The organism is Caballeronia sp. GAWG1-1, from assembly GCF_023631465.1.
Lineage (GTDB): Bacteria > Pseudomonadota > Gammaproteobacteria > Burkholderiales > Burkholderiaceae > Caballeronia.
In genome coordinates this window covers 15,409-38,883 of record NZ_JALQDB010000030.1, presented here as the reverse complement: position 1 = coordinate 38,883, position 23,475 = coordinate 15,409, and the positions used below count along the sequence as shown (strand labels likewise).

Annotated in this window: 22 protein-coding genes; 17 read left to right on the top strand and 5 right to left on the bottom strand. The window is 62.5% G+C overall.

Annotated features, from left to right (window positions below; genetic code table 11):
• Positions 1-42: 42 nt before the first annotated feature.
• On the bottom strand, positions 43-1,296 hold the full coding sequence (locus NCT03_RS20565; protein WP_250493704.1) for an MFS transporter: 1,254 nt from the start codon (positions 1,294-1,296) through the stop codon (positions 43-45).
• A 155-nt stretch (positions 1,297-1,451) separates the two neighbouring features.
• On the opposite strand from NCT03_RS20565, the gene NCT03_RS20560 reads away from it, so the two are divergent.
• The gene (locus tag NCT03_RS20560; RefSeq protein WP_250493703.1) at positions 1,452-2,267 is read left to right on the top strand and encodes an exodeoxyribonuclease III; all 816 of its coding nucleotides are present in this window, start codon (positions 1,452-1,454) and stop codon (positions 2,265-2,267) included.
• A 6-nt stretch (positions 2,268-2,273) separates the two neighbouring features.
• Here NCT03_RS20560 and NCT03_RS20555 read toward each other — a convergent pair whose 3' ends face one another.
• Together NCT03_RS20555 and NCT03_RS20550 are read right to left on the bottom strand one after the other, a co-directional pair.
• Positions 2,274-2,822 (bottom strand): phasin family protein, encoded by a 549-nt coding sequence (locus NCT03_RS20555; RefSeq protein ID WP_250467495.1) that lies wholly within the window; start codon positions 2,820-2,822, stop codon positions 2,274-2,276.
• Positions 2,823-2,975: 153 nt separating this feature from the next.
• Positions 2,976-4,334 (bottom strand): nucleobase:cation symporter-2 family protein, encoded by a 1,359-nt coding sequence (locus NCT03_RS20550; RefSeq protein WP_250493702.1) that lies wholly within the window; start codon positions 4,332-4,334, stop codon positions 2,976-2,978.
• 274 nt (positions 4,335-4,608) lie between these two features.
• Here NCT03_RS20550 and NCT03_RS20545 point away from each other — a divergent pair, with 274 nt between their 5' ends.
• From NCT03_RS20545 to NCT03_RS20515, 7 genes are all read left to right on the top strand, one after another.
• A complete protein-coding gene (locus NCT03_RS20545) occupies positions 4,609-4,956 on the top strand; it encodes a response regulator (RefSeq protein WP_244828745.1) in 348 nt (115 codons plus the stop codon).
• A gap of 312 nt (positions 4,957-5,268) precedes the next feature.
• Positions 5,269-6,201 (top strand): STAS domain-containing protein, encoded by a 933-nt coding sequence (locus tag NCT03_RS20540; RefSeq protein WP_244828744.1) that lies wholly within the window; start codon positions 5,269-5,271, stop codon positions 6,199-6,201.
• A 59-nt stretch (positions 6,202-6,260) separates the two neighbouring features.
• The gene (locus NCT03_RS20535; protein ID WP_244828743.1) at positions 6,261-6,617 is read left to right on the top strand and encodes an STAS domain-containing protein; all 357 of its coding nucleotides are present in this window, start codon (positions 6,261-6,263) and stop codon (positions 6,615-6,617) included.
• Positions 6,618-6,638: 21 nt separating this feature from the next.
• Positions 6,639-7,079: an anti-sigma regulatory factor gene (locus NCT03_RS20530; RefSeq protein ID WP_244828742.1), complete on the top strand. Its 441-nt coding sequence runs from the start codon at positions 6,639-6,641 to the stop codon at positions 7,077-7,079.
• On the top strand, positions 7,064-8,107 hold the full coding sequence (locus tag NCT03_RS20525; RefSeq protein WP_250467494.1) for an ATP-binding SpoIIE family protein phosphatase: 1,044 nt from the start codon (positions 7,064-7,066) through the stop codon (positions 8,105-8,107). Before NCT03_RS20530 ends, NCT03_RS20525 begins: the two co-directional genes overlap by 16 nt.
• Positions 8,104-9,858 carry an ATP-binding response regulator gene (locus NCT03_RS20520; protein WP_250493701.1) on the top strand — a complete coding sequence of 585 codons (1,755 nt, stop codon included), beginning with the start codon at positions 8,104-8,106 and terminating at the stop codon, positions 9,856-9,858. Before NCT03_RS20525 ends, NCT03_RS20520 begins: the two co-directional genes overlap by 4 nt.
• Positions 9,855-11,768, top strand: a complete 1,914-nt coding sequence (locus tag NCT03_RS20515) for a hybrid sensor histidine kinase/response regulator (RefSeq protein ID WP_250493700.1) — start codon at positions 9,855-9,857, stop codon at positions 11,766-11,768. Before NCT03_RS20520 ends, NCT03_RS20515 begins: the two co-directional genes overlap by 4 nt.
• 11 nt (positions 11,769-11,779) lie before the next feature.
• On the opposite strand, the gene NCT03_RS20510 is transcribed toward NCT03_RS20515, so the two are convergent.
• Both NCT03_RS20510 and NCT03_RS20505 read right to left on the bottom strand, forming a co-directional pair.
• Positions 11,780-12,511 (bottom strand): Fic family protein, encoded by a 732-nt coding sequence (locus NCT03_RS20510; protein ID WP_250493699.1) that lies wholly within the window; start codon positions 12,509-12,511, stop codon positions 11,780-11,782.
• Positions 12,465-13,172, bottom strand: a complete 708-nt coding sequence (locus NCT03_RS20505) for a hypothetical protein (protein ID WP_250493698.1) — start codon at positions 13,170-13,172, stop codon at positions 12,465-12,467. The genes NCT03_RS20510 and NCT03_RS20505 overlap by 47 nt, the downstream gene beginning before the upstream one ends.
• Positions 13,173-13,472: 300 nt before the next feature.
• Between NCT03_RS20505 and NCT03_RS20500 the strand changes: the two genes are divergently transcribed.
• From NCT03_RS20500 to NCT03_RS20460, 9 genes are read left to right on the top strand one after another with little or no spacing between them, the layout of a single operon-like run.
• Positions 13,473-14,141: a GntR family transcriptional regulator gene (locus NCT03_RS20500; RefSeq protein ID WP_284503398.1), complete on the top strand. Its 669-nt coding sequence runs from the start codon at positions 13,473-13,475 to the stop codon at positions 14,139-14,141.
• 34 nt (positions 14,142-14,175) lie between these two features.
• Complete coding sequence (locus NCT03_RS20495) at positions 14,176-14,982, top strand: SDR family oxidoreductase (RefSeq protein WP_244829725.1); 807 nt, start codon at positions 14,176-14,178, stop codon at positions 14,980-14,982.
• Between the two features lie 14 nt (positions 14,983-14,996).
• Positions 14,997-15,929, top strand: coding sequence for a 3,5-dioxohexanoate:acetyl-CoA acetone transferase (gene kce / locus NCT03_RS20490; RefSeq protein ID WP_250467488.1), 933 nt, complete (start codon positions 14,997-14,999; stop codon positions 15,927-15,929).
• A 46-nt stretch (positions 15,930-15,975) separates the two neighbouring features.
• Positions 15,976-16,722, top strand: coding sequence for an N-acyl homoserine lactonase family protein (locus NCT03_RS20485; RefSeq protein ID WP_284503397.1), 747 nt, complete (start codon positions 15,976-15,978; stop codon positions 16,720-16,722).
• Positions 16,723-16,774: 52 nt separating this feature from the next.
• Entirely contained in the window at positions 16,775-17,908 is a 1,134-nt protein-coding gene (locus NCT03_RS20480) for a sugar ABC transporter substrate-binding protein (RefSeq protein WP_244828735.1), read from the top strand.
• Between the two features lie 30 nt (positions 17,909-17,938).
• Positions 17,939-19,453, top strand: coding sequence for a sugar ABC transporter ATP-binding protein (locus tag NCT03_RS20475; protein WP_250493696.1), 1,515 nt, complete (start codon positions 17,939-17,941; stop codon positions 19,451-19,453).
• Positions 19,454-19,463: 10 nt separating this feature from the next.
• Positions 19,464-21,563, top strand: a complete 2,100-nt coding sequence (locus tag NCT03_RS20470; RefSeq protein ID WP_250493695.1) for an ABC transporter permease subunit — start codon at positions 19,464-19,466, stop codon at positions 21,561-21,563.
• 35 nt (positions 21,564-21,598) lie between these two features.
• Positions 21,599-22,540, top strand: coding sequence for a 3-hydroxyacyl-CoA dehydrogenase (locus NCT03_RS20465; protein ID WP_250493694.1), 942 nt, complete (start codon positions 21,599-21,601; stop codon positions 22,538-22,540).
• A gap of 28 nt (positions 22,541-22,568) precedes the next feature.
• Positions 22,569-23,471 carry an SMP-30/gluconolactonase/LRE family protein gene (locus tag NCT03_RS20460; protein ID WP_250467483.1) on the top strand — a complete coding sequence of 301 codons (903 nt, stop codon included), beginning with the start codon at positions 22,569-22,571 and terminating at the stop codon, positions 23,469-23,471.
• Positions 23,472-23,475: the final 4 nt, after the last annotated feature.

Here is a 23,475-nt window from a genome sequence, read left to right as displayed (position 1 = left end):
GCGTTTGTCAGAGGCGGTGTAAAAGGAGGTGCCGCATGACTATCACGGCGCGGCATCCGAGCTCGTGCTGCCGTTCCTGCGCAAAAACACCCACGCATTAAACCCCGCCCCCATGAACATCAACACGCTCGTCATCGCGAACACCGAATGCATGCCCACGTGCGCCGCGATGAAGCCGCCCGCGAGCGGCCCCGTTACCTGTCCGATGTATTGGGCCGAAGTCGCATAGCCGAGGATATAACCCGCCGCGCTGTCCGGCACGCTATGACGCACCACGCTAGTGATGGCGGGCAAAAGACCGCCGAGCGCAAGCCCCATTAGAAAGCGCAGCACGACGAGCTGCGTGCCGGTCGTGACGAAGATCTGCGGAATCAGCAGCACGCCGCATAACCCGAGACACGCGACGATCACCTTCGTCGCGCCGATACGGTCCGCCAGCCGCCCGACGCGAGGCGCGGCGAGCACGCTACCCAGCGCGGCGGCGGACATCACGAGGCCCGCGACCAGCGTCACGTTCTTCTGGTCCTGCACCAGTTGCGACACGTACACGGTGATGATCGGTTCGATCGACATGTTGGCGAACATCAGCAGCATGGCGCTCGCGAGCATCGCGATGACGGGCGTAAGCTTCGGCACGTCGCGCCAGCCGCTGCTGCGCGCGCGGCCCGGCGAACCCTTCGCGCCATCGGGCAAACGGCGCTCTTCCTTCACGAAGAGCGTCGTCATGATGAACGAGCAGAAAATAAGGCCGCCTGCAAGAAAGAAGGTCGAACGGATGCCTATCAGCCCAGGCAGCAGCCCGCCCACGAGCGGGCCGACGAGATTGCCCGCCATCATTCCCGACGCGTGCGTGCCGAGCGCCCACGCGGTGCGGTGCCGTGGCGTCTGCGTCGCGATCATCACGATGGCGCCGCTCGCATAGCCGCCGACGAGTCCCGCGAGAAAGCGGATCGCCACCAGTTGCCAGACCGTCTGCACGACACCGAGCAGCGACATGGTGATCGCCATGCCGAGACTCGCGCGGATCAAAATCGGCTTGCGGCCATATCGGTCGGCAAGACGCCCCCACAAAGGCGCGACGAGACCCGCTGCCAGAAAGGTCGCGCCGAACGCGACGCCCGACCATTGCACCGCGCTCTCCACGGAGGCCGCGCCTAACTGCTGCACGTAAAGCGGCAAAAAGGGCAGGAGGAGCGTCATCGCCATGATGGTGGTGAACGAACCGAACACGCAGACATAGAGATTGCGTTGCCAGTGCAGCGAGCCATCGGCGTGCGGCGGAACAGTAGCGGACATGTGGATGCGGACAGGAGAGTGAAGTCGAGTTCCCGTGAATGTCGCAGATTTCATGGCGATGCGCTTGGCCACGACGACGCGGCATGCATCGTGCAACGGCCCTGGGCGCGTTACGATGAACGCGCCACGAGTCCACGACCGATGGAGAACGCCGAGTGAAGATCGCGACTTTCAACATCAACGGCATCCGCCCGCGCCTGTCCGCCCTGCTCGGGTGGCTCGAACGCGAGGAGCCGGATATCGTCTGTCTGCAGGAGCTGAAAGCAACCGATGCGCAGTTTCCCGCCGCCGATATCGAGAAAGCGGGCTACGGCGCGCTGTGGCACGGTCAGGCATCGTGGAACGGCGTCGCCATTCTCGCCAAGGGCGCGGAACCGATCCTCAGCCGGCGCGGATTGCCAGGTGGCGAAGACGACACACATAGCCGCTACATCGAGGCCGCAGTCAATGGTTTGCTGATCGGATGTCTTTATCTTCCGAACGGCAACCCGCAGCCCGGCCCGAAGTTCGACTACAAGCTCGCGTGGTTCGAGCGCCTCAACGCGCACGCGGCCGCTTTGTTGAAGAGTGGCCATCCTGTCGTGCTCGCGGGCGATTACAACGTCATTCCCACCGACGAGGATATCTACAACACCCGCTCATGGAAAAAGGACGCGCTATTGCAGCCCGAGAGTCGCGCGGCTTACGAGAAGCTGTTGGCGCAAGGCTGGACCGATGCATTGCGCAAGCATTTTCCGAATGAGCGTATCTATACGTTCTGGGATTATTTTCGGCAGCATTGGCAGACGAACTCGGGTTTGCGCATCGATCATCTCTTGCTGAGCAAGGACCTCGCGCCGAAGCTGAAAGATGCGGGCGTCGACACGTGGGTGCGTGGCGAGCCGCATGCAAGCGATCATGCGCCAACGTGGATCGTGCTGAAGGAAGGGCGCGGCGGCGCGCGCCCGAAGAAGAAGGCGGCGGACGCTTGAGGCGCGTCAGCTCGATCTTTTCGATGCCGCGCGTGTTGCCTTCGTGACAGCGGTCTGCGCGCTCTGTGTGATCTCGCCGCTCGCATCGAGAATGACGCCGCTGGTTTGCTCCGCGGTTGTAGTCGCGGTGTCGGCGAGATCGGTGATGACGGCGCCCGTGGACTGCGCGGCTTCGGTGGCGTCGGTCGTGGCGGTATCGAAGAGACCCTTCAGTTTGATGCCATTTTGCTCATACTGACTGCGCACTTCGCCGACGACGTCAGCTTCCGTCGACGTGATGATCGACAACACATGCTGTCCGTACGATGCCGCTTTCTGCGGGAACTGCGCGAGCATGATCGACTGCCAGCCGAAGACATCGCCGGCGCTGGCTTCATCGCCCGCTTTCAGAAGCGCGTTGCTTTCCTCGACCATTTTATTGACGGTCTGCACGTTGAGTTCTGCGAGCGCCTGCATGGTGCTCGCGAATCGGCCGCTGATAGTGAGAAACGCCTGGAGATTCGCGCGAGCAAGCGATGGCATCTGGTAGGCGAATTGACCGGGGTATTGGAACATTTGGCGCTCCTTGTGGGATTGGTTATGTTCGCGGCGCTCGTGCCGCATGCGATCAATGAGACGTGACGGTGTAGCGCCGGTTCCCTCGATCCCGCGCGAAATTTTGCTGACACTCGTGCTTATGCGACAACGCGAAGAAGTGTCGCTGAACCGTCACTCCTCCCCCTGCCTCAAACTCAACGGCATTTCCCCCGCAATCTCGCGCTCGACATCCGCCGCCGCTCTGCCGCGATTGAAGAACGCATTGAGCAGGATCGCAAACACGGCAGCAAGCGTGATGCCGCTGTGCGTCAACGGCCCGGCCCACGCCGGCATGTGCGCAAAGAACGTCGGCGCGACGAGCGGAATCACGCCCACGCCCAGACTGATCGCGATGATCAGCAAGTTGTTCTTGCTCTCGTAATCGACCTTGCCGAGTATCTTCACGCCCGTGGCCGCGACCATGCCGAACATCGCGATTCCCGCGCCGCCCAACACGACCACGGGAATCGATGCGATCAAATTCGACAGCTTCGGCAAGAGCCCGAGCAATATCAGGATCACGCCCGATACCGCGACCACCCAGCGGCTCTTCACGCCCGTAATCCCGACGAGTCCGATGTTCTGCGAAAACGAGCTATGCGGAAACGTATTGAAGATGCCGCCAATCACCGTGCCGAGGCCATCGGTGCGTAAGCCACGCGTCGCGTCGCCGCGCGATACCGGCCGCCCCGCGAGATCGCCCAGCGCGAGAAACATGCCGAGCGATTCCACCATGATGACGACCATCACGAGACACAGCGACGCAATCGCCGCGATATCGAAAGTCGGCCAGCCGAAAGCGAACGGCCGCACCGGAGAAAACCATGCCGCTTGAGCGGTGCCCGAGACATCGACGAGTCCGAGCGCCAACGCGACTGCGAAGCCAATCGCCATGCCGAGCAGCACGGAGATATTCGCGAGAAAGCCGCGCAGATACTTGTTGATGACGAGAATCGCCAGCAGCACGATGCCCGCGATCATCGAGTTCTTCGGATCGCCGAAATTAGGCGCGCCGCGCCCGCCGCCCGCCCAGTTGATCGCCACCGGAAAGAGCGTCATGCCTATGGTCAGGATGATCGTGCCCGTGACGATAGGCGGAAAGAAGCGCATCAGCCGCCCGAAAAATGGCGCGATGAGTATGGCGAACACGCCCGCCGCGATGGTCGCGCCGAAGATGGCGGTGAGCCCCGCGCCCGACGAAGCCATGGCGACCATCGGCCCGACCGGCGCGAAACTCACGCCCATGATGACCGGCAAGCGAATGCCGAATTTCCATACGCCGATGCACTGCACCAACGTCACGATCCCGCACGCGAAGAGGTCCGAGCTGATGAGAAACGCGACCTGATCCTTCGGCAGCTTGAGCGCCGCGCCAATGATGAGCGGCACCGCAATCGCGCCCGCATACATCACGAGCACGTGCTGTATGCCCACTGCAAGCATGGCGGGCAAAGGCAGCACTTCATCGACGGGATGGATCGTGTGGGCCATGTGTGCTCCGCAAGTTTCATGGTTGTCCTGCTCCGGGCGAGTATTGCACCGGCACGCTCCTGGAAAAATATTCGCGCCGCTATAGATGGCATGCAATGGCGCATCGACGCGCCGACTCAAGCGGCGAACGGCCAAACCTTCGCCGCTTTCGGTACGAATGTGCTGGCGCCAGAGTGGATGGACTACACTCTTTCTCGCGCGCGGCGTCATAGGTTGCTTGGATTTTTTTGCGTACCGCTGGCGCATCGTTTCGGTCGTACCGGAGCCAGTCACGATGAACCTGTTGCTCGTCGACGATAATGAAGCCTGCATCGAGACTCTCGCCGATATCGCGACGAGTCTCGGGCACACCGCTGCCATTGCGTACGACGGCGCCGGTTGTCTGGCGCTCACGAGTCACACGCGTTTCGATCGCATCTTTCTCGACATTTCCCTGCCCGACGCCGACGGCCGCGACATCTGCAGCCGAATTCGCGCCGCCGGTCTTTCGCGCGACGCCCGCATCATCGCAATGACGGGTCACTCCGATTTCGTCGATGGCAGCGGCGAAACGGAATTCGACGGTTATCTCCTCAAGCCCATCAGCCTCCAGGCGCTGGAACTGTTCCTGCTGACACGCTGATTTGGTCTGATTGCATGGGATAGTTTTGACCGGCTTCTGTCCATCCCGGATCGAACGACCGGAAGCAATTGCCGATCGCTTGCGAATCGCTTTATCGAGCTAGCGAAAATGCGCGGTAGGCACGCGCCAAAAGGCTTCGCAGACTGTCGATTTTTGAGACGACGTGCTACATTCCGAGCGCCTTTGCGTTGCTTTCGGTCATTCGCAGTTCTGCGCGGCCGATCGTTGCAGCGCAAAAGCGCTATCGCCCGGCGCGGCTCGCCAGTCATCCTACGGACGCGCGCATAAAAACATTCGCACAGGAATCTCGGCATGGATATGGTCGGCGGAACTCGGCTAGCCCAATTGTTCAACAGCAACCAGGCGGGACTGCTCGCCGAGTGGATCACGCAGCAGCATGCAATCGCATCGCGGCGCGGACTGGTCGGCGAAGCGGAGTTGCGCAATCAGTTCGGGCAGTTCGTCGAACTCATGGTGGCCGCGCTCGGCGCAAGCGACACGGTCGACTTCGAATCGAGCGCGTGGCAGGAAGTGCGCGCATTTCTCGCCGATATGTCCGGCCAACGCGCGCGTCAGGGTTTCTCGCCGGTCGAGACCGCGATGTTCGTGTTCTCGCTGAAGCAGCCGCTTTTCGCGCGCCTGCGCGCATCGCTCGAAGGCGAGCCCGCGACGCTTGCCGATCTCACCTGGACCATCAGCACACTCTTCGACGCGCTCGGCCTCTACACCACCGAAGTGTTCCAGGCGAGCCGTGAGCAAGTGATCGTACGTCAGCAACAAGAGTTGCTCGAACTGTCCACGCCTGTCGTGCAACTGTGGGACGGCATCCTCGCGTTGCCGCTCATCGGCACGCTGGATTCGGCGCGCACGCAGGTGGTCATGGAAAACCTGCTGCAGAAGATCGTCGAGACGGGCGCCGCCATCTCGATCATCGACATCACGGGCGTGCCGACCGTCGATACGCTCGTCGCGCAGCATCTGCTGAAGACCGTGGCGGCGGCGCGTTTGATGGGCGCGGACTGCATCATCAGCGGGATTCGGCCGCAGATTGCGCAGACCATCGTGCATCTGGGCGTGAACCTGTCCAACGTCACGACGAAGGCGACGCTCGCGGCGGCGTTCGTCGTCGCGCTGCAGCGCACCGGCAAGTCGCTCTCCGTCGAAAACACGCAGCGCGGGGGCAAGAGCGGCGCATCCGGTACAGCAGGCCCGGCGGGTTCGTACGACGCGCTGCAAGCCGAATGACGGCGCGCGTCGACAACCGCCACGCACAACGCGATTAGAAAGACCGAACGGGGCCAGCGATGGAACGCATTCCGATTCTCACGATGGGCAAGCTGCTGCTCGTCACCATTCAAGTGGACATGCACGACCGTCTTGCGCTCACGCTGCAGGACGATCTGACGAGCCGTATCGTGAAAGATGGCGCGCGCGGCGTGCTGATCGACATTTCTTCACTCGATGTGGTCGATTCGTTCATCGGCCGCATGATCGGCAACACGGCGGCCATGGCGCGCGTGCTCGATGCGCAGACGGTGGTCGTCGGCATGCAGCCATCGGTTGCCATCACGCTCGTCGAACTCGGGCTCGCGCTGCCGGGCGTGCGCACCGCGCTGAACGTCGAGAAGGGCATGGCGTTGCTCAATCAGAGCATCTACTGACGGCCGCATGTGACGCCTTCCATGACGACCTTCACTTCATCAGCCGCGCAAGCCGCCTCGACGTCGCCCATCACGCTGCCGATCCGCTCCGACGAGCAGATCGTGCGCTTGCGTCAGCTCGTGCGCGAAAAAGCCGTCGCGCAGGGCTTGTCGCTCATCGATCAGACCAAGTTCGTGACGGCCGCAAGCGAGCTGGCACGCAACACGCTCATCTACGGTGGCGGCGGCGACGTGCATTGCTTACTCGTCGAGCGCAATGGGCGCCGTGGCCTCAAACTCGAATTCGTCGATCAGGGGCCCGGTATTCCGGATATCGCCCGCGCGCTGTCCGACGGCTTCACCTCGGGTCATGGTCTCGGGCTTGGTCTGGGCGGCGCAAAGCGCCTGTGCGACGAGTTCGAGATTCGCTCGGCGCCGGGCGAGGGCACTTACGTTTCGATCACCAAATGGAAACCGTTTTGAAGGAATCGATGGCCGCGCAGCAGCGCTTCGAAATCGCGGAGGCGAGTCAGATCGCCTTTGCCCGGCGCGCTATCGGCGAACTCGCGCGCGGCCTCGGTTTCAACGAGACGGTCGCGGGAAAACTGGCGATCGTCGTGACCGAATGCAGCACCAATCTGCTGAAGCATGCCGAGCGCGGCGAGTTGCTGGTGCGGCCGCTCGAAGATAGCGGGCGTTACGGCATCGAAGTACTGTGCATCGACAGCGGACCGGGAATCGCGGATCTTTACCGGTGCTTCGAGGACGGTTACACGACCGCCGGCAGCCCGGGCAACGGCATGGGCGCGATCAAACGTCTGTCCGACGAACTCGACATCTGGAGCCAGCCGGGACAAGGCACGGTGCTGCGCACGGTGTTCTGGAGCGGCGAAGCCAATCATGCGGCACCGGCGCGCGTGACGTATGGCGTAGTCAATCTGCCGCTCGAAACCGAAACCGTTTCCGGCGATGCCTGGTCCTGCCACATGGGCGAGAACGACTTCACCGTGCTCGTCGCCGATGGCCTGGGGCACGGTCCGCTTGCCAATCTCGCGGCAATCGAAGCGGCGAAAATTCTGGGCACGGACGGCGACGCATCGCTCGAACGTATCATGGAACTGGCCAACGGCGCGCTGCGCACCACTCGCGGCGCGGCAGTGGGCATCGCGCGCGTGCCGTTTGCCAGTGACTCGGCGGCGGTCGCGTTTGCGGGCATCGGCAATATTTCGGCGAGTGTGTGGTCGCTCGACACGCACAAGCATCTGGTCTCGCACAGCGGCATTGTCGGGCACGCGGCGCGGCGTGCGCAGCAATTCGCGACGCCTTATCCCGCGCACGCGCTCATCGTGCTGCATTCGGACGGGCTTACGTCGCGCTGGGATCTCGCGCGTTATCCGGGTTTGAATCTGCGCCATCCTTCGCTAGTTGCGGCGCTTTTGTATCGCGATTTCACGCGCGGCCGCGACGACGTCACGGTTTTTGTCGCGCGCATGGGCGTGCGTGCGCCATGACGACGCGCTTCTATTCGATGCGGCTCGAAAGCGAGCACGATATCGTCGCGGCGCGGCGCAAGTCGCGCGATGCGAGCGCGGGACTCGGTTTTTCGTCGCAGGATCAGACGCGCATCGCGACTTCGGTGCTGGAAGCGGCGCGCACGGTGCTGCTCGCGGGCACGTCCGCACGCGCCGATTTTCTCGTCGATACGGACACGCGGCCGGCCCGCTTCGTCGTGCGCTTTTTTGCAAGCGCCGGTGCGGGCGAGCGTCTGCGCGCGGTCAGAACCGACGATTCGCAAGCCGCGCTCGGCCTGCTCGCGGCACAGCGATTGATGGACGAATGCGCCATCGCCGAGGAAGCCGACGGCGGCACGTCTATCTCGCTCGCGAAGGCGCTGCCGGACAACGCGCCCTTCGATGCAACGTCGGCCCGCTCGGTCGCCGACACGCTCTCCGCTTCCACGGACGTCGATTCCACCGCTGAATTGCAGCGTCAGAACCGCGAATTGATCGGCGCGCTGGCCGACTTGCGCGAGCGTCAGGAAGAACTCACGCATCTCACGCGCGAACTCGAAGATACGAATCGCGGCGTGGTGGCGCTTTATGCCGAACTGGATGCACGCGCCGATCATCTGCGTCGCGCGGACGAGTCCAAGTCGCGCTTTTTGTCGAACATGAGTCACGAGTTCCGCACGCCGCTTTCGTCGATCCGTGCGTTGTCCAAGCTCTTGCTCGAACGTATCGACGGCGAGCTGACCGAGGAGCAGGAAAAGCAGGTGCGCTTCATTCGCCGGGCGGCGGAAGACTTGTCCGAAACGGTCGATGACCTGCTCGACCTCGCCAAGATCGAAGCGGGCAAGATCGACGTGCGCCCCGTCGAATTCGAAGTCGATACGCTTTTTTCCGCGCTGCGCGGCATGCTGCGGCCGCTTTCACCGGGCGGCGCGGTCGACTTGATTTTCGATTCGTGCGTGGGCCTGCCGCCCATTCGCACCGACGAAGCGAAGGTCGCGCAAGTGCTGCGAAACTTCGTGTCGAACGCGCTCAAGTTCACGGAGCGCGGCGAAGTGCGCGTAAGCGCGAGTTACGACGAAGCGCGGCGGCTGATCACGTTCGCGGTCGCCGACACGGGCATCGGCATCGCGGCCGAACATCAGCACGTGGTGTTCGAGGAATTCGGCCAGGTCGAGAACCGGCTGCAGCAATACGTCAAAGGCACGGGGCTCGGTTTGCCGCTGTGCCGCAAGCTCTGCAAGCTGCTTGGCGGCGATGTGTCGCTCACGAGCGAACCGGGGCGCGGCTCGACCTTCAGCGCGACCATGCCCGCTTATTACGGCGACGAACACGACATCGCGCATACCGAACATTCCGCCGCCGACGACCCTCGTCCGATGGTGCTCGTCGTCGCGAGCAATCCGATCGAGCGACTCGATTGCGAAGCGGCCTTGCGGCAGTCGCCGTATCGCGCGATGACGGCCGCGACGCTCGACGAAGCGACCCGCGCGCTTACTCGCACACCGCCCGCCGCGCTTTTGTTGACCGTGCGGCCCGCGCCGGTCGAAGCGTGGACGTGGCTCGCCGCGTTGCGCGCGCAGGCGGCCATGCGCAACCTGCCGATCGTCGTGCTCGGCGAGGCCGAGGACCGTGGCGAGGCGGAAGCGTTGGGTGCGGCGGCGTTCATCGGCAAACCGGTGGCGGGCAGTGAACTCGCGAGTGTGCTCGCGGCGGTGACGGACGCGCACCGCGCTTACGGAACAGAGTCATGACGAGCGACTGGAGCGAGGTGCTGATCCTCAACGTCGACGACAACGACGGCGCGCGCTATGCGAAAACGCGCATTCTGTCGCGCGCGGGGTTCAATGTCATCGAAGCCGCTACCGGCACGACGGCGCTCGAACGCGTGCGCGCCGAATCGCCCGACCTCGTTTTGCTCGACGTGAAACTGCCCGATATCAACGGGCTCGAAGTGTGCAGGCTCATCAAGGCTTCGCCGGAGACGGCGGGTACGCTCGTGCTGCAGACATCGGCGGCGGCCGTGCATAGCCTCGATCGCATTCGCGGTCTGGAAGGCGGCGCGGACAGTTACCTCACCGAACCCGTCGAGCCCGCCGAATTGATCGCGCATGTGCGTGCGTTGTTGCGCGTGCGGCTTGCGGAAAGCGCGTTGCGGGAAAGCGAGGAGCGGTTTCGTCAGCTTGCCGAGAATATCGACGACATTTTCTGGATGCTCGATCCCGCGACCAATCAGTTGCTCTACGTGAGCCCCGCTTACGCGCGCCTGTGGGATACGCGCCAGGGCGCGCCGCTGCCCACGCCGGGCGTGGATCACTGGTCCAACGAAGTGCATCCGCTCGACCGCGAGCATGTGGGCGCGGCGTACCGGGAACTGGCGGCGCACGGCACGCCTTATCAGGAAGAGTTTCGCGTCACGGGTGCCGAGGGCGGTCCGCGCTGGATGGCCGAGCGCGCGTTCCCGATACGCGGCGTGGGCGGACGGCCGGATCGCATCGCGGGCGTCGTCAACGATATTTCCGAGCGCAAGGCCGCGGAAATGCTGCTGCGCGACGCCGATCGCCGTAAGGACGAATTCCTTGCGATGCTCGCGCACGAGTTGCGCAATCCGCTCGCGCCAATACAAAACGCCGTCGATTTGCTCGATCCGAAGCGCAAGCCTTCGCCGCAGCACTTTGAAACGGTGCGTACGATCATCGACCGTCAGGTGCGGCATTTGAGCCGTCTTGTCGACGATCTGCTCGATGTCGCGCGCATCACGCAAGGCAAGATCACGCTGCGTCAGGAAGCGGTGGATGTGGCAATGGCAATCGAAGCGGCCATCGAAACCGCGCAGCCCGCGCTGCAGAGAAAACGCCATACGCTCACGACCAAGCTCGGCGATTTGCCGTTATTTATCGTGGGCGATAGCGTGCGGATTGCGCAGGTGTTCGGCAACCTGTTGTCGAATGCATCGAAGTACAGCGTCGAGGAAGGCGAGATCGAGATCGAGACGGCGCGGGTCGGCGACCAGGCGCGCATCAGCGTGCGCGACAAGGGCATCGGAATTGCCGCCGACATGCTGCCGCATATCTTCGATTTGTTCGTGCAGTCGGAGACATCGCTGGAGCGTTCGGAAGGCGGGCTCGGCATCGGCTTGCCGCTTGCGAGGACGCTCGTCGAGTTGCAGGGCGGACGTATCGAAGCGTATTCGGCGGGACTGCAACAGGGCAGCGAGTTCGTCGTGTGGTTGCCGCTTGCGTGTGGACCGCAGGCGGTGCCGGTTCCGCGTGTCGAGATCGCGCCGGGATCGAGCGGCGGCAGACGCGTGCTGCTCGTGGATGACAGCGTGGACGCGGCAACCGCCATGGGTCTTCTGCTCGAAGCCGATGGCTACGATGTGCGCGTCGTCCACGATGCGACGGCTGCGCTCGAGATCAGCGAGACATTCGCGCCGCAGATCGTGCTGCTGGATATCGGCTTACCGGGGATGGATGGATTTCGCCTCGCCTGCGAGATGCGCAAGCGTCCGGCGACCGCGGATGCGCTCTTGATCGCGGTGACGGGTTATGGACAGGCGCATGACCGGCAACGGTCGAAGGAAGCCGGGTTCGATCATCATCTCGTGAAGCCGGTGGCGTTCGAGGAAATTCAGAAGGCGGTGGCGGGGCGGTTTGGGGCTTGAACGCCTGCCGGCTAGCGTTCGCGGCGTGCGCGTTTCATCTCGAGGTATAACCGATTCGCCACTGGGTCGTTCGCCATGTATGCAACGTCTTCGCCGCTGCTTTCCGTTTGGCCATCGAGACCGGGTAACGCGGTGAGATGCGCAAGCAGGCCGGCGTGAGAGACGGCATCGACAATCAACGGCGCGAAATAGCTATCGAGATGCTTGTCCGCCGGGCTCTCGATTTCCTTTGTGAGCGCTTCCAGATAGGCTTCTTTACGCGATGCGCTCCAGTTGATCGCGAAATTGGCCCGGTAACAAAGCTCGGCATGAACGAGCAGCATGGTGCGGCCGTTTCCGTCGAGAAACGGATGCGCCCAGGCGAATGCGCCCATCACGGTTCCAGGCGCTTCTCGCATCTTCAGCGGATGGTTGCCGATGTCAAGACCCCATTCGACCGCGCGCTGACATTGTTCCGACGCTTCGAACTGAATGCGTTGCCCCTTGCCGACGAGTCTTGCCACGCCTAGCGAGTAACGATCTTTTCCCGCCCAGGGATAGAACTCGTCGAACAGAATTCCATGGACCTCGAGGAAATGCTCATAAGCAATGTCGCCTCGCACCGAGCGCAAAAACGTCATTGCCTTTTCGAGGTTTGCTTCGAAGAAGCCGTGCTCCTGATACTTCAGCTCGTCGAGATCCTTGATGCGTTCAATGTTATGCAGATAGCCTGCCGTCTCGTAGTCCCCGAACGGGTCGAACACGCCTCACCTCTTTCAAATGATTGGTCATCAAGCGTGCGAACTGACGCGCGTTGACAATGTCGTTCTTCTTCAGCAACACGAGCAACTTCCCTGTCAAGTCGAAGTCGACGTCGTCTCCAGCGGCGCGTGTCACAGCTTCCGCGAAGTCATCGAGCCCGGAGCGCCGGTATTCAATGCCATGCGACTTCGCAAGGCGCTCTACGAAACTCGCAACGCCTTGAGTGGGCAGCTCGTCGATATTAGCGGGCAGCCCGGGCGTTTTGGTAACGTCTGTCTCGGCGCGCGGACGGACCACGTATTGCACCTGAATGCCGTCCCACCCGAGCTTGCGCTGAGTCCGGTTGGTTCCAATATCGACCAGGCAAACAGCGCGATCGCGTTCGCGTCGAATGGTCAAGCCGATGACATGCACGCCTAGTTTGTCGAACACTTCGAAAAGCAATATTTCCAGCCGCACGGCAAGTTGCGCTTTGCCCGCCGAATCTGGAACGGCCTTTGCAAAAATTCCGGCTCCTAGTCTAACCAGCCGGCCATCGTCGATTTGATGCTGTATTGCCGTACTGAGGTGGGAGGCACTCGCAAGACCACTCAAGTCACGGCGAAGCACGACATTGCCTGCGCGTTTCTTCAATGAGATCGACAGCTTGCTATCCAGGTTCATGAAGCACCTCGGTTCGTCGACAAGGTAGTCATTATAAAACGATAAAAACGATTTAGATACATAAAGTTAGACGCGCATGAATTGCCTGATTACCAGCAACATATGCACGATGCTTTGACGTGTGATGCGCGTTTTCACCTATCAATCCCTCGTTGACTCCACGCCCATCACGTCCCACACTTCACCCCAAGCAAGTGTGATCACAGGTCACACAAACCATACGAAACCAAACCGGAGGCTGTGTTGGCGACTCGCACGACGACAGACCTTCCCGCGCTCGAAGTCGTGGCGCGCGAAACCATGGCCGGGCGCGTCTATGCGCAGTTGCGCGAGGCAATCATGACCGGCCGCTTCGCGCCCGGCCAGTTGCTGAGTCTGCGCAGCGTCGCGGAAGCGGTCGGGTCATCCACCATGCCGGTACGCGCCGCGCTCACGCGCCTGCAAGCGGAAGGCGCGCTGATCGACGGCGCCGGACGCGCGCTGATGGTCCCGCCCATGACGCTCGAATTGCTCGAGGAATTGCGCGACGTGCGCATCGCGCTGGAAGGCGCGGTCGCGAAACGCGCGGCATCGCGCATGAGCCGCGCGCATCTCACGCAATTGCAGGAAGTGTTCGACGAGATGGATGCCTACGTCGAAGCCGGCGATGCATCCGCTTATCTGCGCAGCAACTTCGAATTCCATATCGCGATCTACACGCACGGCGCAAGCGATCTCACGCTCGCGACCATTCAAAACTTGTGGATGCGCATCGGCCCGTTCCTGAACCTCGTCGCGCCGGACATTCCGCACATGCGCAAGTCGATGGCCGCGCATCGGCATATCGTCGATGCGCTTTGGCGCGGGGATGGCGAAGGCGCGCGCGCGGGCATCGAGGAAGATATCGGCGATGCGGCGGCCGATCTACAGGAACGGCTTCCGGCCGCTCATTCGGAAAGCGGCAACGGCGAGCAAAAGGCAAGCGCCTGAGTTTGTATTCAACGATAACAATGACGGAGACATGATGACGGTTCTTCAGATGCTGAAACCGCACGCGGGTTTGCGCGTGCTCGTGACAGGCGGCGCATCGGGCATCGGGCTCGTGATTGCGCGGGCCTTCGTCGATGCCGGCGCGCGCGTGCACGTGTGCGATGCGAGTCAGGAAGCCATCGACGCACTCGCCGAAGCCGAAGCCAGCACGGAACTCAACGCGATTACTTCGACGCTCGCGGATGTGTCGGATAAAGCGGCCGTGGAGCGCGTCTTCGCCGATGTCGAGCGCGAGCTCGGCGGTCTCGACGTGCTTCTGAATAACGCGGGAATCGCGGGACCGACAGGCGGTATCGACGAGCTCGACGAGAAGGATTGGGAAGACACGGTCGATATCAACCTCAACGCGCAGTTCTATTTCGCGCGTCGCGCGGTGCCGCTTCTGAAGCAGGCGCGCGATGGCGGCGCGATCATCGCGCTGTCGTCGGTTGCGGGCAGGCTCGGCTACGCCTTTCGCACGCCGTATGCCGCAACCAAGTGGGCGGTGGTCGGCATGACCAAGAGTCTTGCCATCGAGCTCGGACCGTCGAACATTCGCGTCAATGCAATTCAGCCGGGCATCGTGAAAGGGCCGCGTATCGAGCGCGTGATCGCGGCGCGTGCGAAGCAACTGAATCTGCCTTACGAAGAGATGGAGAAGCAATATCTCGCGAAGATTTCGCTACGCCGCATGACGACGCCCGAGGAAGTCGCAGCCACCGCCTTGTTCTTGTGTTCGCCGGGCGGCAGCGGCATCTCGGGGCAGGCCATTTCGGTGTGCGGCAACGTCGAAGTGCTCTAAACCAAGGAGACGACATGGCAACGAGACGCAAGGTCATCATCACGTGCGCGCCCACGGGCGCAATTCATACGCCGTCGATGTCGCCGTATCTTCCGGTCACGCCGCAAGAGATCGGCGATGCGGCGCTCGCCGCCGCCAAGGAAGGCGCCGCGATTCTGCATCTGCACGCACGCGATCCGAACGATGGTCATCCCACGCAAGACCCCGCCGTGTTCCAGGAATTTCTGCCGCGCATCAAGGCCGAAACGAACGCCGTCATCAATCTGACGACGGGCGGCAGTCCGCACATGACGGTGGCCGAGCGTCTGAAGCCCGCGCATCACTTCAAGCCCGAAGTGGCGTCGCTCAACATGGGTTCGATGAACTTCGGTCTCTACCCGATGCTGGACCGCTTCAAGGATCTGAAGCACGAGTGGGAGCGCAAGCATCTGGAGAACAGCCGCGATCTCGTGTTCAAGAACACGTTCGCGGATATCGAATACATCCTCACGTCGTGCGGTGCGAACGGCACGCGCTTCGAATACGAATGCTACGACATCTCGCATCTCTATAACCTCGCGCATTTCGTCGATCGCGGGCTCGCCAAGCCGCCTTTCTTCGTGCAAAGCGTGTTCGGTCTGCTCGGCGGTATCGGGCCGCATCCGGAAGACCTCGCGCACATGCGCCGTACCGCCGACCGTCTCTTCGGCAAGGACTATGTCTGGTCGATTCTCGGCGCGGGCCGTAACCAGATCACGCTCGGCTCCATTGGTCTCTCGCAAGGTTCGAACGTGCGCGTGGGCCTGGAAGATTCGTTGTGGATAGAACCGGGCAAGCTCGCCGAATCGAGCGCGGCGCAAGTGCGCAAGATTCGTCAGGTTATCGAAGGACTGTCGCTCGACATCGCCACGCCTGACGAAGCGCGTGAGATGCTGAAGCTGAAGGGCGCAAGCGAAACTAACTTCTGAGCCAGAGGGCATCGTGAACGACAGGGCAAAGCTGAAAGTAGTCGCGATGCCGACGGGCTGGCTGACCGTCGATCGCTCGTCGCAAGTGTATGGCCGCTATTTCGGCCAGCAGATCAAGGTGCCGGTGTGGTCCACGGCAATCGTCGGGGCCGGCAAGAAGATCGTCGTCGATACCGGCATTCATGATCCGGGCTGGGTTTCGAACTTCGTGTGTCCGTGCGAGCAGGCGCCCGAAGAGAAGCTCGAACGCGCGCTCAAGGAGTACGTGGGATGGAGCGCGGATGACGTCGAAATCGTCATCAACACGCATCTGCATTACGACCACTCGGGCGGCAACACGCTCTTTCGCAACGCACGCTTCATCGTGCAGGCAAGCGAATGGGAATACGCGGGGCATCCATTGCCGACGCAGGCCACGTATTACCAGGAGTTTCTGATCGGCCGCGAGCCGCTGGCGTATTTTCGGTGGCAGTTCGTGCATGGCGTGGCCGACATCGTGCCGGGCGTGCGCGTGGTGCCGACGCCGGGTCATACGCCGGGGCATCAGTCCGTCGCGGTGGACACCGAAGACGGCGTCGTGCTGATCGCGGGCGACTGTGCGAACTGCATGGAGAACATCGTGGATCTGGTGCCCGTTGGCATCGTGCATGAAACGCTGGCGGAGTTCAGCTCGCTTTCACGGATTCGCCAGATCGCGGATTTCGTCATACCCGGACACGATCCCAACGTCGTGCCCGGCAGCGCGGGTATTGCACTGCCGGCGAGCGCTCGCTTGCCGCATGTTCCGAAGTAAAAGCGCGCAATAGCAGAAGCGGTAAAAACCATACGAAGACCCGGAGGAAGACATGAAAGCATTGACGCAGACAATTCGTCGTGCGAAACGCACGGCGTTCGGTTTGGCGCTCGCGACGACGCTCGGTATCGCGATGACAGGGCAGGCCGCAGCGGCGGACAAGTACAAGGTGTTTCTGTCGATGAGCTATGTCGGCAACGACTGGCAGACCGAAGCCGCGAACATGGTGAAGGCAATGGCCAACACGCCCGCGCTCAAGGACAAAGTCGATCTCGAAGTGCAGGTCGCGGGCACCGACGCACAGAAGCAGATTCAGCAGATCAACTCGATGGTGCAGGCAGGCGCGAAAGCCATCGTGATCTACCCGATCTCGCCGACGGCGCTCAATCGCGCGATCAAGAATGCGTGTTCCAAGGGCGTGGTGGTCGCGGCCTACGACGGCGAAGTGACCGAGCCGTGCGCGCATAACGTGACCATCGATCAGCATCAGGCAGGCACCGTCACCGCGGAATGGCTCGCGAAGACCATCAACGGCAAAGGCAATATCGTGGTCGTCAACGGCGTGCCGGGCACGTCGGTGGACCGCGCGCGCACCGAAGCGGCAAAGGCCGTGTTCGCGAAGTTCCCCGGCATCAAGATAGTCGCCGAAGGCACCGGCATGTGGAGCCAGGCGACGGCGCGCACCGAACTCTCGAAGATTCTCGCGACGAATAGCTGGGACAAGATCGACGGCCTGTGGATGCAGGTCGGCTGCTTCACGGCGGCGTCGATGCAGCTCGAAGCCGGTATCGCCGATGACAAGATCAAGCCGTGCGCGGGCGAATCGTCGAACGGGCATCGTGTGCAGATGCTGCCGCCGGGAACGGTCAAGGGCGAGGGCACGTATCGCTCGATCGGGTATCGCTCGATCTCGTATGGCGCGCCGCCGTACTCGGGCGCCATGGCGCTCAAGATGGCCGTGCAGAAGCTCGACGGAAAGGACTTTCCGCCGCGCGTGACACTCAAGCTCCCGCTCGTGCTCACGCAGGATTCGAAGCTGTGCAAGACGGGCAGTATCGAGGAACTGAAGGCGGGCTGCACGGCCTTCATGCCGGACAAGGTGCCGCCGGGCTGGTTCGCCGACATCTATTCGGAAGACACGAAGGAAGTGGGCTTCAACGCGGCGCTCACCGGCAATCAGGACTGAGCGACATCTAAAGGTTAAGGGAGGCAAGCGATGACATCCCTTGCGATCGACCTGTCGAACGTGACGAAGCGCTTCGGCGCCACTGTCGCGCTCGACGGGGCGTCGTTCTCCGTCAAACGCGGCGCGGTGCATGCGCTGCTCGGCGAGAACGGCGCGGGCAAGTCCACCACGGTGAAGCTGCTGTCGGGTCTCATGCAGCCCGACGCCGGCAGCATTCGCGTGATGGGTCGGGACGTGGCGATGAAAGGCCCGAAGGACGCGCATCGGGCGGGCGTGCAGACCGCGTTTCAGGAGATGACACTCGTGCGCGATCTCACCGTCGCGCAGAATCTGTTGATGTCGTACGAGCCGACCGGCTTTCTCGGGCGCATCAGGAAGCGCGAGGCGCAACGCCAGGCGGCCGAATGGCTCGACAAGCTGGAACTGTCGGACGTGCGTCCTGGCGCTTATATACGCGACCTGTCGTTGCCGGTGCGGCAGAAGATCGAGATCGCCAAGGCCATCGTGCGCGCGCCGCAAGTGTTGCTGCTCGATGAACCGACCTCCGCGCTATCGGGCCGCGACGTGGCGTGGCTATCGCGCCGTATCGACGAGATGAAGGCGCAGGGCGTGACCTTCGTGTTCATCTCGCACCGGATGCAGGAAGTGCGCGAGTTCTGCGACAGCCTCACGGTGTATCGGAATGGCAAGGACGTCGGTGCTTTCGATACCGCCGATATTTCCGATGACGAAGTCATTCGTCTCGTGATCGGCCGCTCGATGGAAGCGAAGTATCCGCCGAAGGTCACGCCGCCTGTGCTGACGGAGAACCACGGCGCGCCTGCAATCGAAGCACGCGGCATACGTGTCGATGGCGTCGTGAGCGAGTTCGACCTCAAGCTGAAAGTGGGCGAAGTGCATGGCATCGCGGCGTTGCAGGGCATGGGCCAGCGCGAGATGTTCGAGGCGCTCTTCGGCGCGAGCTTCATCGACGATGGCGAGATTCGTATCGACGGCAAGCCGGTTACGTTGACGTCCACGGCGGATTCGCTCAAGGCCGGCGTCGCGACGAGCTTCCTGCCCGAAGACCGCAAGACCGAAGGCTTGTTCCTGCGCTTGCCGGGCGGCGAGAACGTATCGCTGCCGGTGATCGGACGCTACTCGCGTTTCGGCTTGATCGACCGCAAACGCGAACAGGCGGCCATACGCCGCTCGCTTGCGCAGATGGAAGTGAATCCGCGTGCGCTCTACAAGCCGTGTCTTTCTTTCTCGGGCGGCAATCAGCAAAAGATCGCGATGGCCAAATGGCTGCTCACGCAAAGCCGCGTGTGGCTCATGTTCGACCCGACGCGCGGTATCGACGTAGGCACCAAGCATCAAATATTCGTTTTGATGCGTGCGTTCGCGGCGGCGGGCGGCTCCGTGCTGTTCTATTCGACGGACGTGCCCGAACTCGTCAACGTGTGCGACTGCGTGTCGGTGATGTATCGCGGCCGCAATGCGGGCGAGCTCGAAGGCGAGGCGCTTACCGAAGAGAACGTGATGCGCAAGATGCTATCCAGTTGAGGAGTTGCATATGAAAATAGCCATAGCGTCGCCAGAAAGCGAGATCGTGAGGCCCGGCGCGCGCGTGGGAATCGGCGCACGCATCGACCATCATCGCGGGCTCATCATCGCGATCGGTGCGTTGCTCGCCATGCTCATTGCGTGGGTCGCGCTATCCGCCACGCCGGTCGGCATGTACGACATCGGTTCGGTCATATCGAGCAGCACGACGCTCGCGCTCGCGGCCATCGGGCAGACCATCGTCGTGCTGTCGGGCGGGTTCGATTTGTCGGCGTCGGCGGTCGTGTCGCTGGCCAACGTGCTCGCGGTGCGCTTCGTGCAAGGCTCGCCCGTCGAGCAGTGGGCGGGCGTCGCGCTCATCATCGCCATAGGCGGCGGCATCGGCCTCGTCAACGGCGCGCTGATCGCGTGGTTCCGCTTGCAATCCATTGTCGTTACGCTCGCGACGATGTTCATGGTGCAAGGCGTCACGCTGCTCATCCAGAACAAGCCGGGCGGCAGCATCGGCGAACAATTCGGCGGCTTTCTCACGGCCGACCTGATTCCCGACAAGATACCGATGTCGGCTGTCCTGCTCGTCGTGGCTTTGCTCGTGTGGTCGTTCATCAAGCGCACGCGCTTTGGCGTCGGTCTCTATGCGCTTGGCAGCGACCCCGATGGCGCGTATGCCAACGGCATGCCGGTCACGCGTTATCGCATCGCGACCTATGCGCTCGCAGGCATGTTCTACGCGGCAGCGGGCCTATACGTGTCGGCGCAGACGGGCTCGGCCGATCCGCTCGTCGGCCGCCCGCTCCTGCTTTCCATGTTCACGGCGGTCGTGCTCGGCGGCACGTTGCTTGGTGGCGGTCGTGGCGGTTGCGTTGGAAGCGTGTTCGCCGCAATGACGCTGATGATCACGGTGAACATTCTGCTCGTCTTGAACGTATCGGCGTTCTTCACGACGATTGCCGAAGCCGTGATCCTGATTCTCGCGGTGCTCGGTTCTTCCATCGGCAAGCAGTCGGCGGCGCACGAGTGCGTGCGGCAGGCTTCGCAATGGCTCAAGGCCGTGCGAACGGGCACGCGTGCACGCGATGACGGCCATGCGCGGCACGTGGCGTTCGAAGTCGGCGATTATCGTCCCATCGAGAACAAGGAGTTGAAGGGCCGCGCGATCCCGGACTGGATCGAGCGCAATCGCGAATGGGTCAAGTACGTGATTCCCGCGTACCTGCTGTTCTTCGGCGTGGTCGTCATCACGGGCTTCGTCTATGGTCCGGGCGTGCTGATCAGCGCGAACTTCTATAGCAGCCTGCTCACGCTGACCTTGTTTCTCGCGGTCCTCGGTCTCGGTCAAGGCGCGGTCATTCTCACCGGCGGTCTCGATCTGTCGATGCCGTGGCTCATCACGCTATCGGGCGTACTGTTGACGGGACTCACGCATGGCTTGAACGGCGCCGCGGTCTGGGCGGTGCCGGTCGTGCTCGGCGTGGGCCTGCTCGTGGGCATCTTCAACGGCGTGGGCGTCGTCATGCTCGGCTTGCCGCCGATTGTCGTGACGCTGGCGGCGAACGGCCTGTTGCAAGGTCTCACGCTCATCTATTGCAATGGCTCGCCGCAAGGCTGGACGCCGTCCGTGATCAGCGAGTTCGTCAATGCTCGTCTCGGTCCGCTGTCGCTAGCCGCCTGGAGCGTGCCGCTGTTTCTCGCGATTGCCTTGTTGCTGTTGCATCGGACGCCGTTCGGCAGGCGCGTCTATGCGGTCGGCAATTCGCCGATTGCCGCGCGTCTTTCCGGCGTGCGCGTCGGCTCCACGTTGATCGCGGTGTATTGTCTTTCGGGTCTGTGTTCCGCGCTCGTCGGCTTGCTGCTCGCGGGCTTCAGTTCGCAGGCGTTTCTCGGCATGGGCGATCCTTATCTCTTGCCTTCCATTGCCGTGGTCGTGGTCGGCGGCGCGCTCATCACGGGCGGACGCGGTCACTATCTCGGCGTGTTCGGCGGAGCGCTTTTGCTTACCGCGCTCGGCACTTTGCTCGCGGGCACGACCGTGCCGCCAGCGGTCCGCGACATCATCAATGGCCTCGTCGTTCTCGCTGCGGTGATCACGTTGCGCGACAAGCGAGGTTGACGAGCCGCTCATAAAAACCGGAGGAGACACAAGAAATGAACCCAAGGCAAATAGCGATCATCGGTACAGGACGCATCGGCAGGGCGTGGGCCATCGTGTTTGCGCGCGCGGGCTTCAGCGTGAATCTGCATGATGCGTCGAAGGACATGCTGAACGGCGCGATCGCTTCGATACGGGAAAGCGTGGACGACCTCGCGTCGTTCAAGCTGACCGACGAGTCGACCGATGCCATCGTCGCGCGCATCAAGACTTGCGAGTCGCTCGAGGAAGCCGTGTCCGACGCGGCTCTCGTGCAGGAGAACATCGCGGAGATGGTCGAACCCAAGCGCGAACTATTCGCGCAACTCGACCGCCTGACTCATCCCAATGCCCTGCTTGCCAGTTCGACCTCGGGCCTGCCTGCATCGACCTTTACGCAAGGCTTGAAGGGCGGCGCGCGCTGCCTCGTCGCGCATCCGGTGAATCCGCCTTCGCTCGTGCCGCTCGTCGAGCTATGCGGCGCGCCGTGGACCGCGCCCGAAGCGATCGAACGAGCGCGCGCCATCTACGAAGCGGCGGGACAGAAGCCCGTGACCGTGAATCGTGAAATTTCGGGCTTCCTGCTCAACCGCCTGCAAGGCGCGGTGCTCGACGAAGCGCTCAGTCTCTATGCGCAGGGTTACGCCACGGCGGCCGACCTCGATACGGTCATGCGCGATGGTCTCGCCATGCGCTGGTCGTTCATGGGTCCGTTCGAAACGATCGATCTGAACGCGCCAGGCGGCGTCGCGGATTACGCGGCGCGCTATGGCGGCACGTATCGCAACATCACGGCGACGCGCGTGCCTTTCGACTGGCCCGAAGAGATATTGACTAAGCTCGACGCCGAACGCCGCGCCGTTCTGCCGCGCGATCAGATCGAAAACCGCAGTAGCTGGCGCGATCGCAGGCTGATGGCGTTGATCGCTCACCGCCTCGCGGACAAGGACAAGGCGTAGCCACGCCACAACCAGGAAGGAGACGACGATGCCCGAAACCCGCTTGCTGGTCGATGCCAACAATCATCTGGGTGAAGGACCGCTTTGGGACGTGAAGGAGGAGAAGCTCTACTGGATCGACAGTACCGCCGCCGAAATCTATAGCTGCCGCGCCGATGGCAGCGAGGTCGAACGCTACTTCGTGCCGCGTCATATCGGTTCCATGGCGCTGCGTGAACAAGGCGGCGCGGTGGTCGCGCTCGCGAACGGGCTGCATTTCTACGACTTCGACTCGCAGACGGTGCAGTTTATCGGCGACCCGGAAAGCGACGATCCCGAAACGCGCTTCAACGACGGCAAGGTGGATCGGCAAGGGCGGTTCATTGCGGGCACCATGTCTTACGACTTCGATCGCTACTTTGCGGATCGCGGCCAGCGTTCCACGAAAAGCGGCGGACTCTATCGGCTCGATACGGACGGCAAGATCGCGCATCTGGACAGCGGCATCAGTTGTTCGAACGGTCCATGCTGGAGCCCGGACAACCGCACTTTCTACTTCACCGACACGTATAGCAAGGAGATGTACGCGTACGACTACGATATCGAAACGGGCGCCATATCGAACAAGCGGCTGTTTGCTTCCGCGCGCGACATGGCCGGCACATTCGATGGCGCGACGGTCGATTCCGAAGGCTACGTATGGTCCGCGCTGGTGTTCGGCGGGCGCATCCTGCGCTTCGCGCCCGATGGCTCGCTCGACCGTGTCGTGCCGTTTCCGGTTCGGAATTTGACGAGCGTGATGTTCGGCGGCCCGAATCTCGACATTCTTTACGTCACGACGATGGGCCGCCCGATGTGGGGCATTCCGCAAAAAGAGCGCGACAAGGGTGGTCTTTTCGCGGTGACGGGACTCGGCGTGACAGGCCTTCCAGAGCCGCGTTTTGCGGGGTGAGATT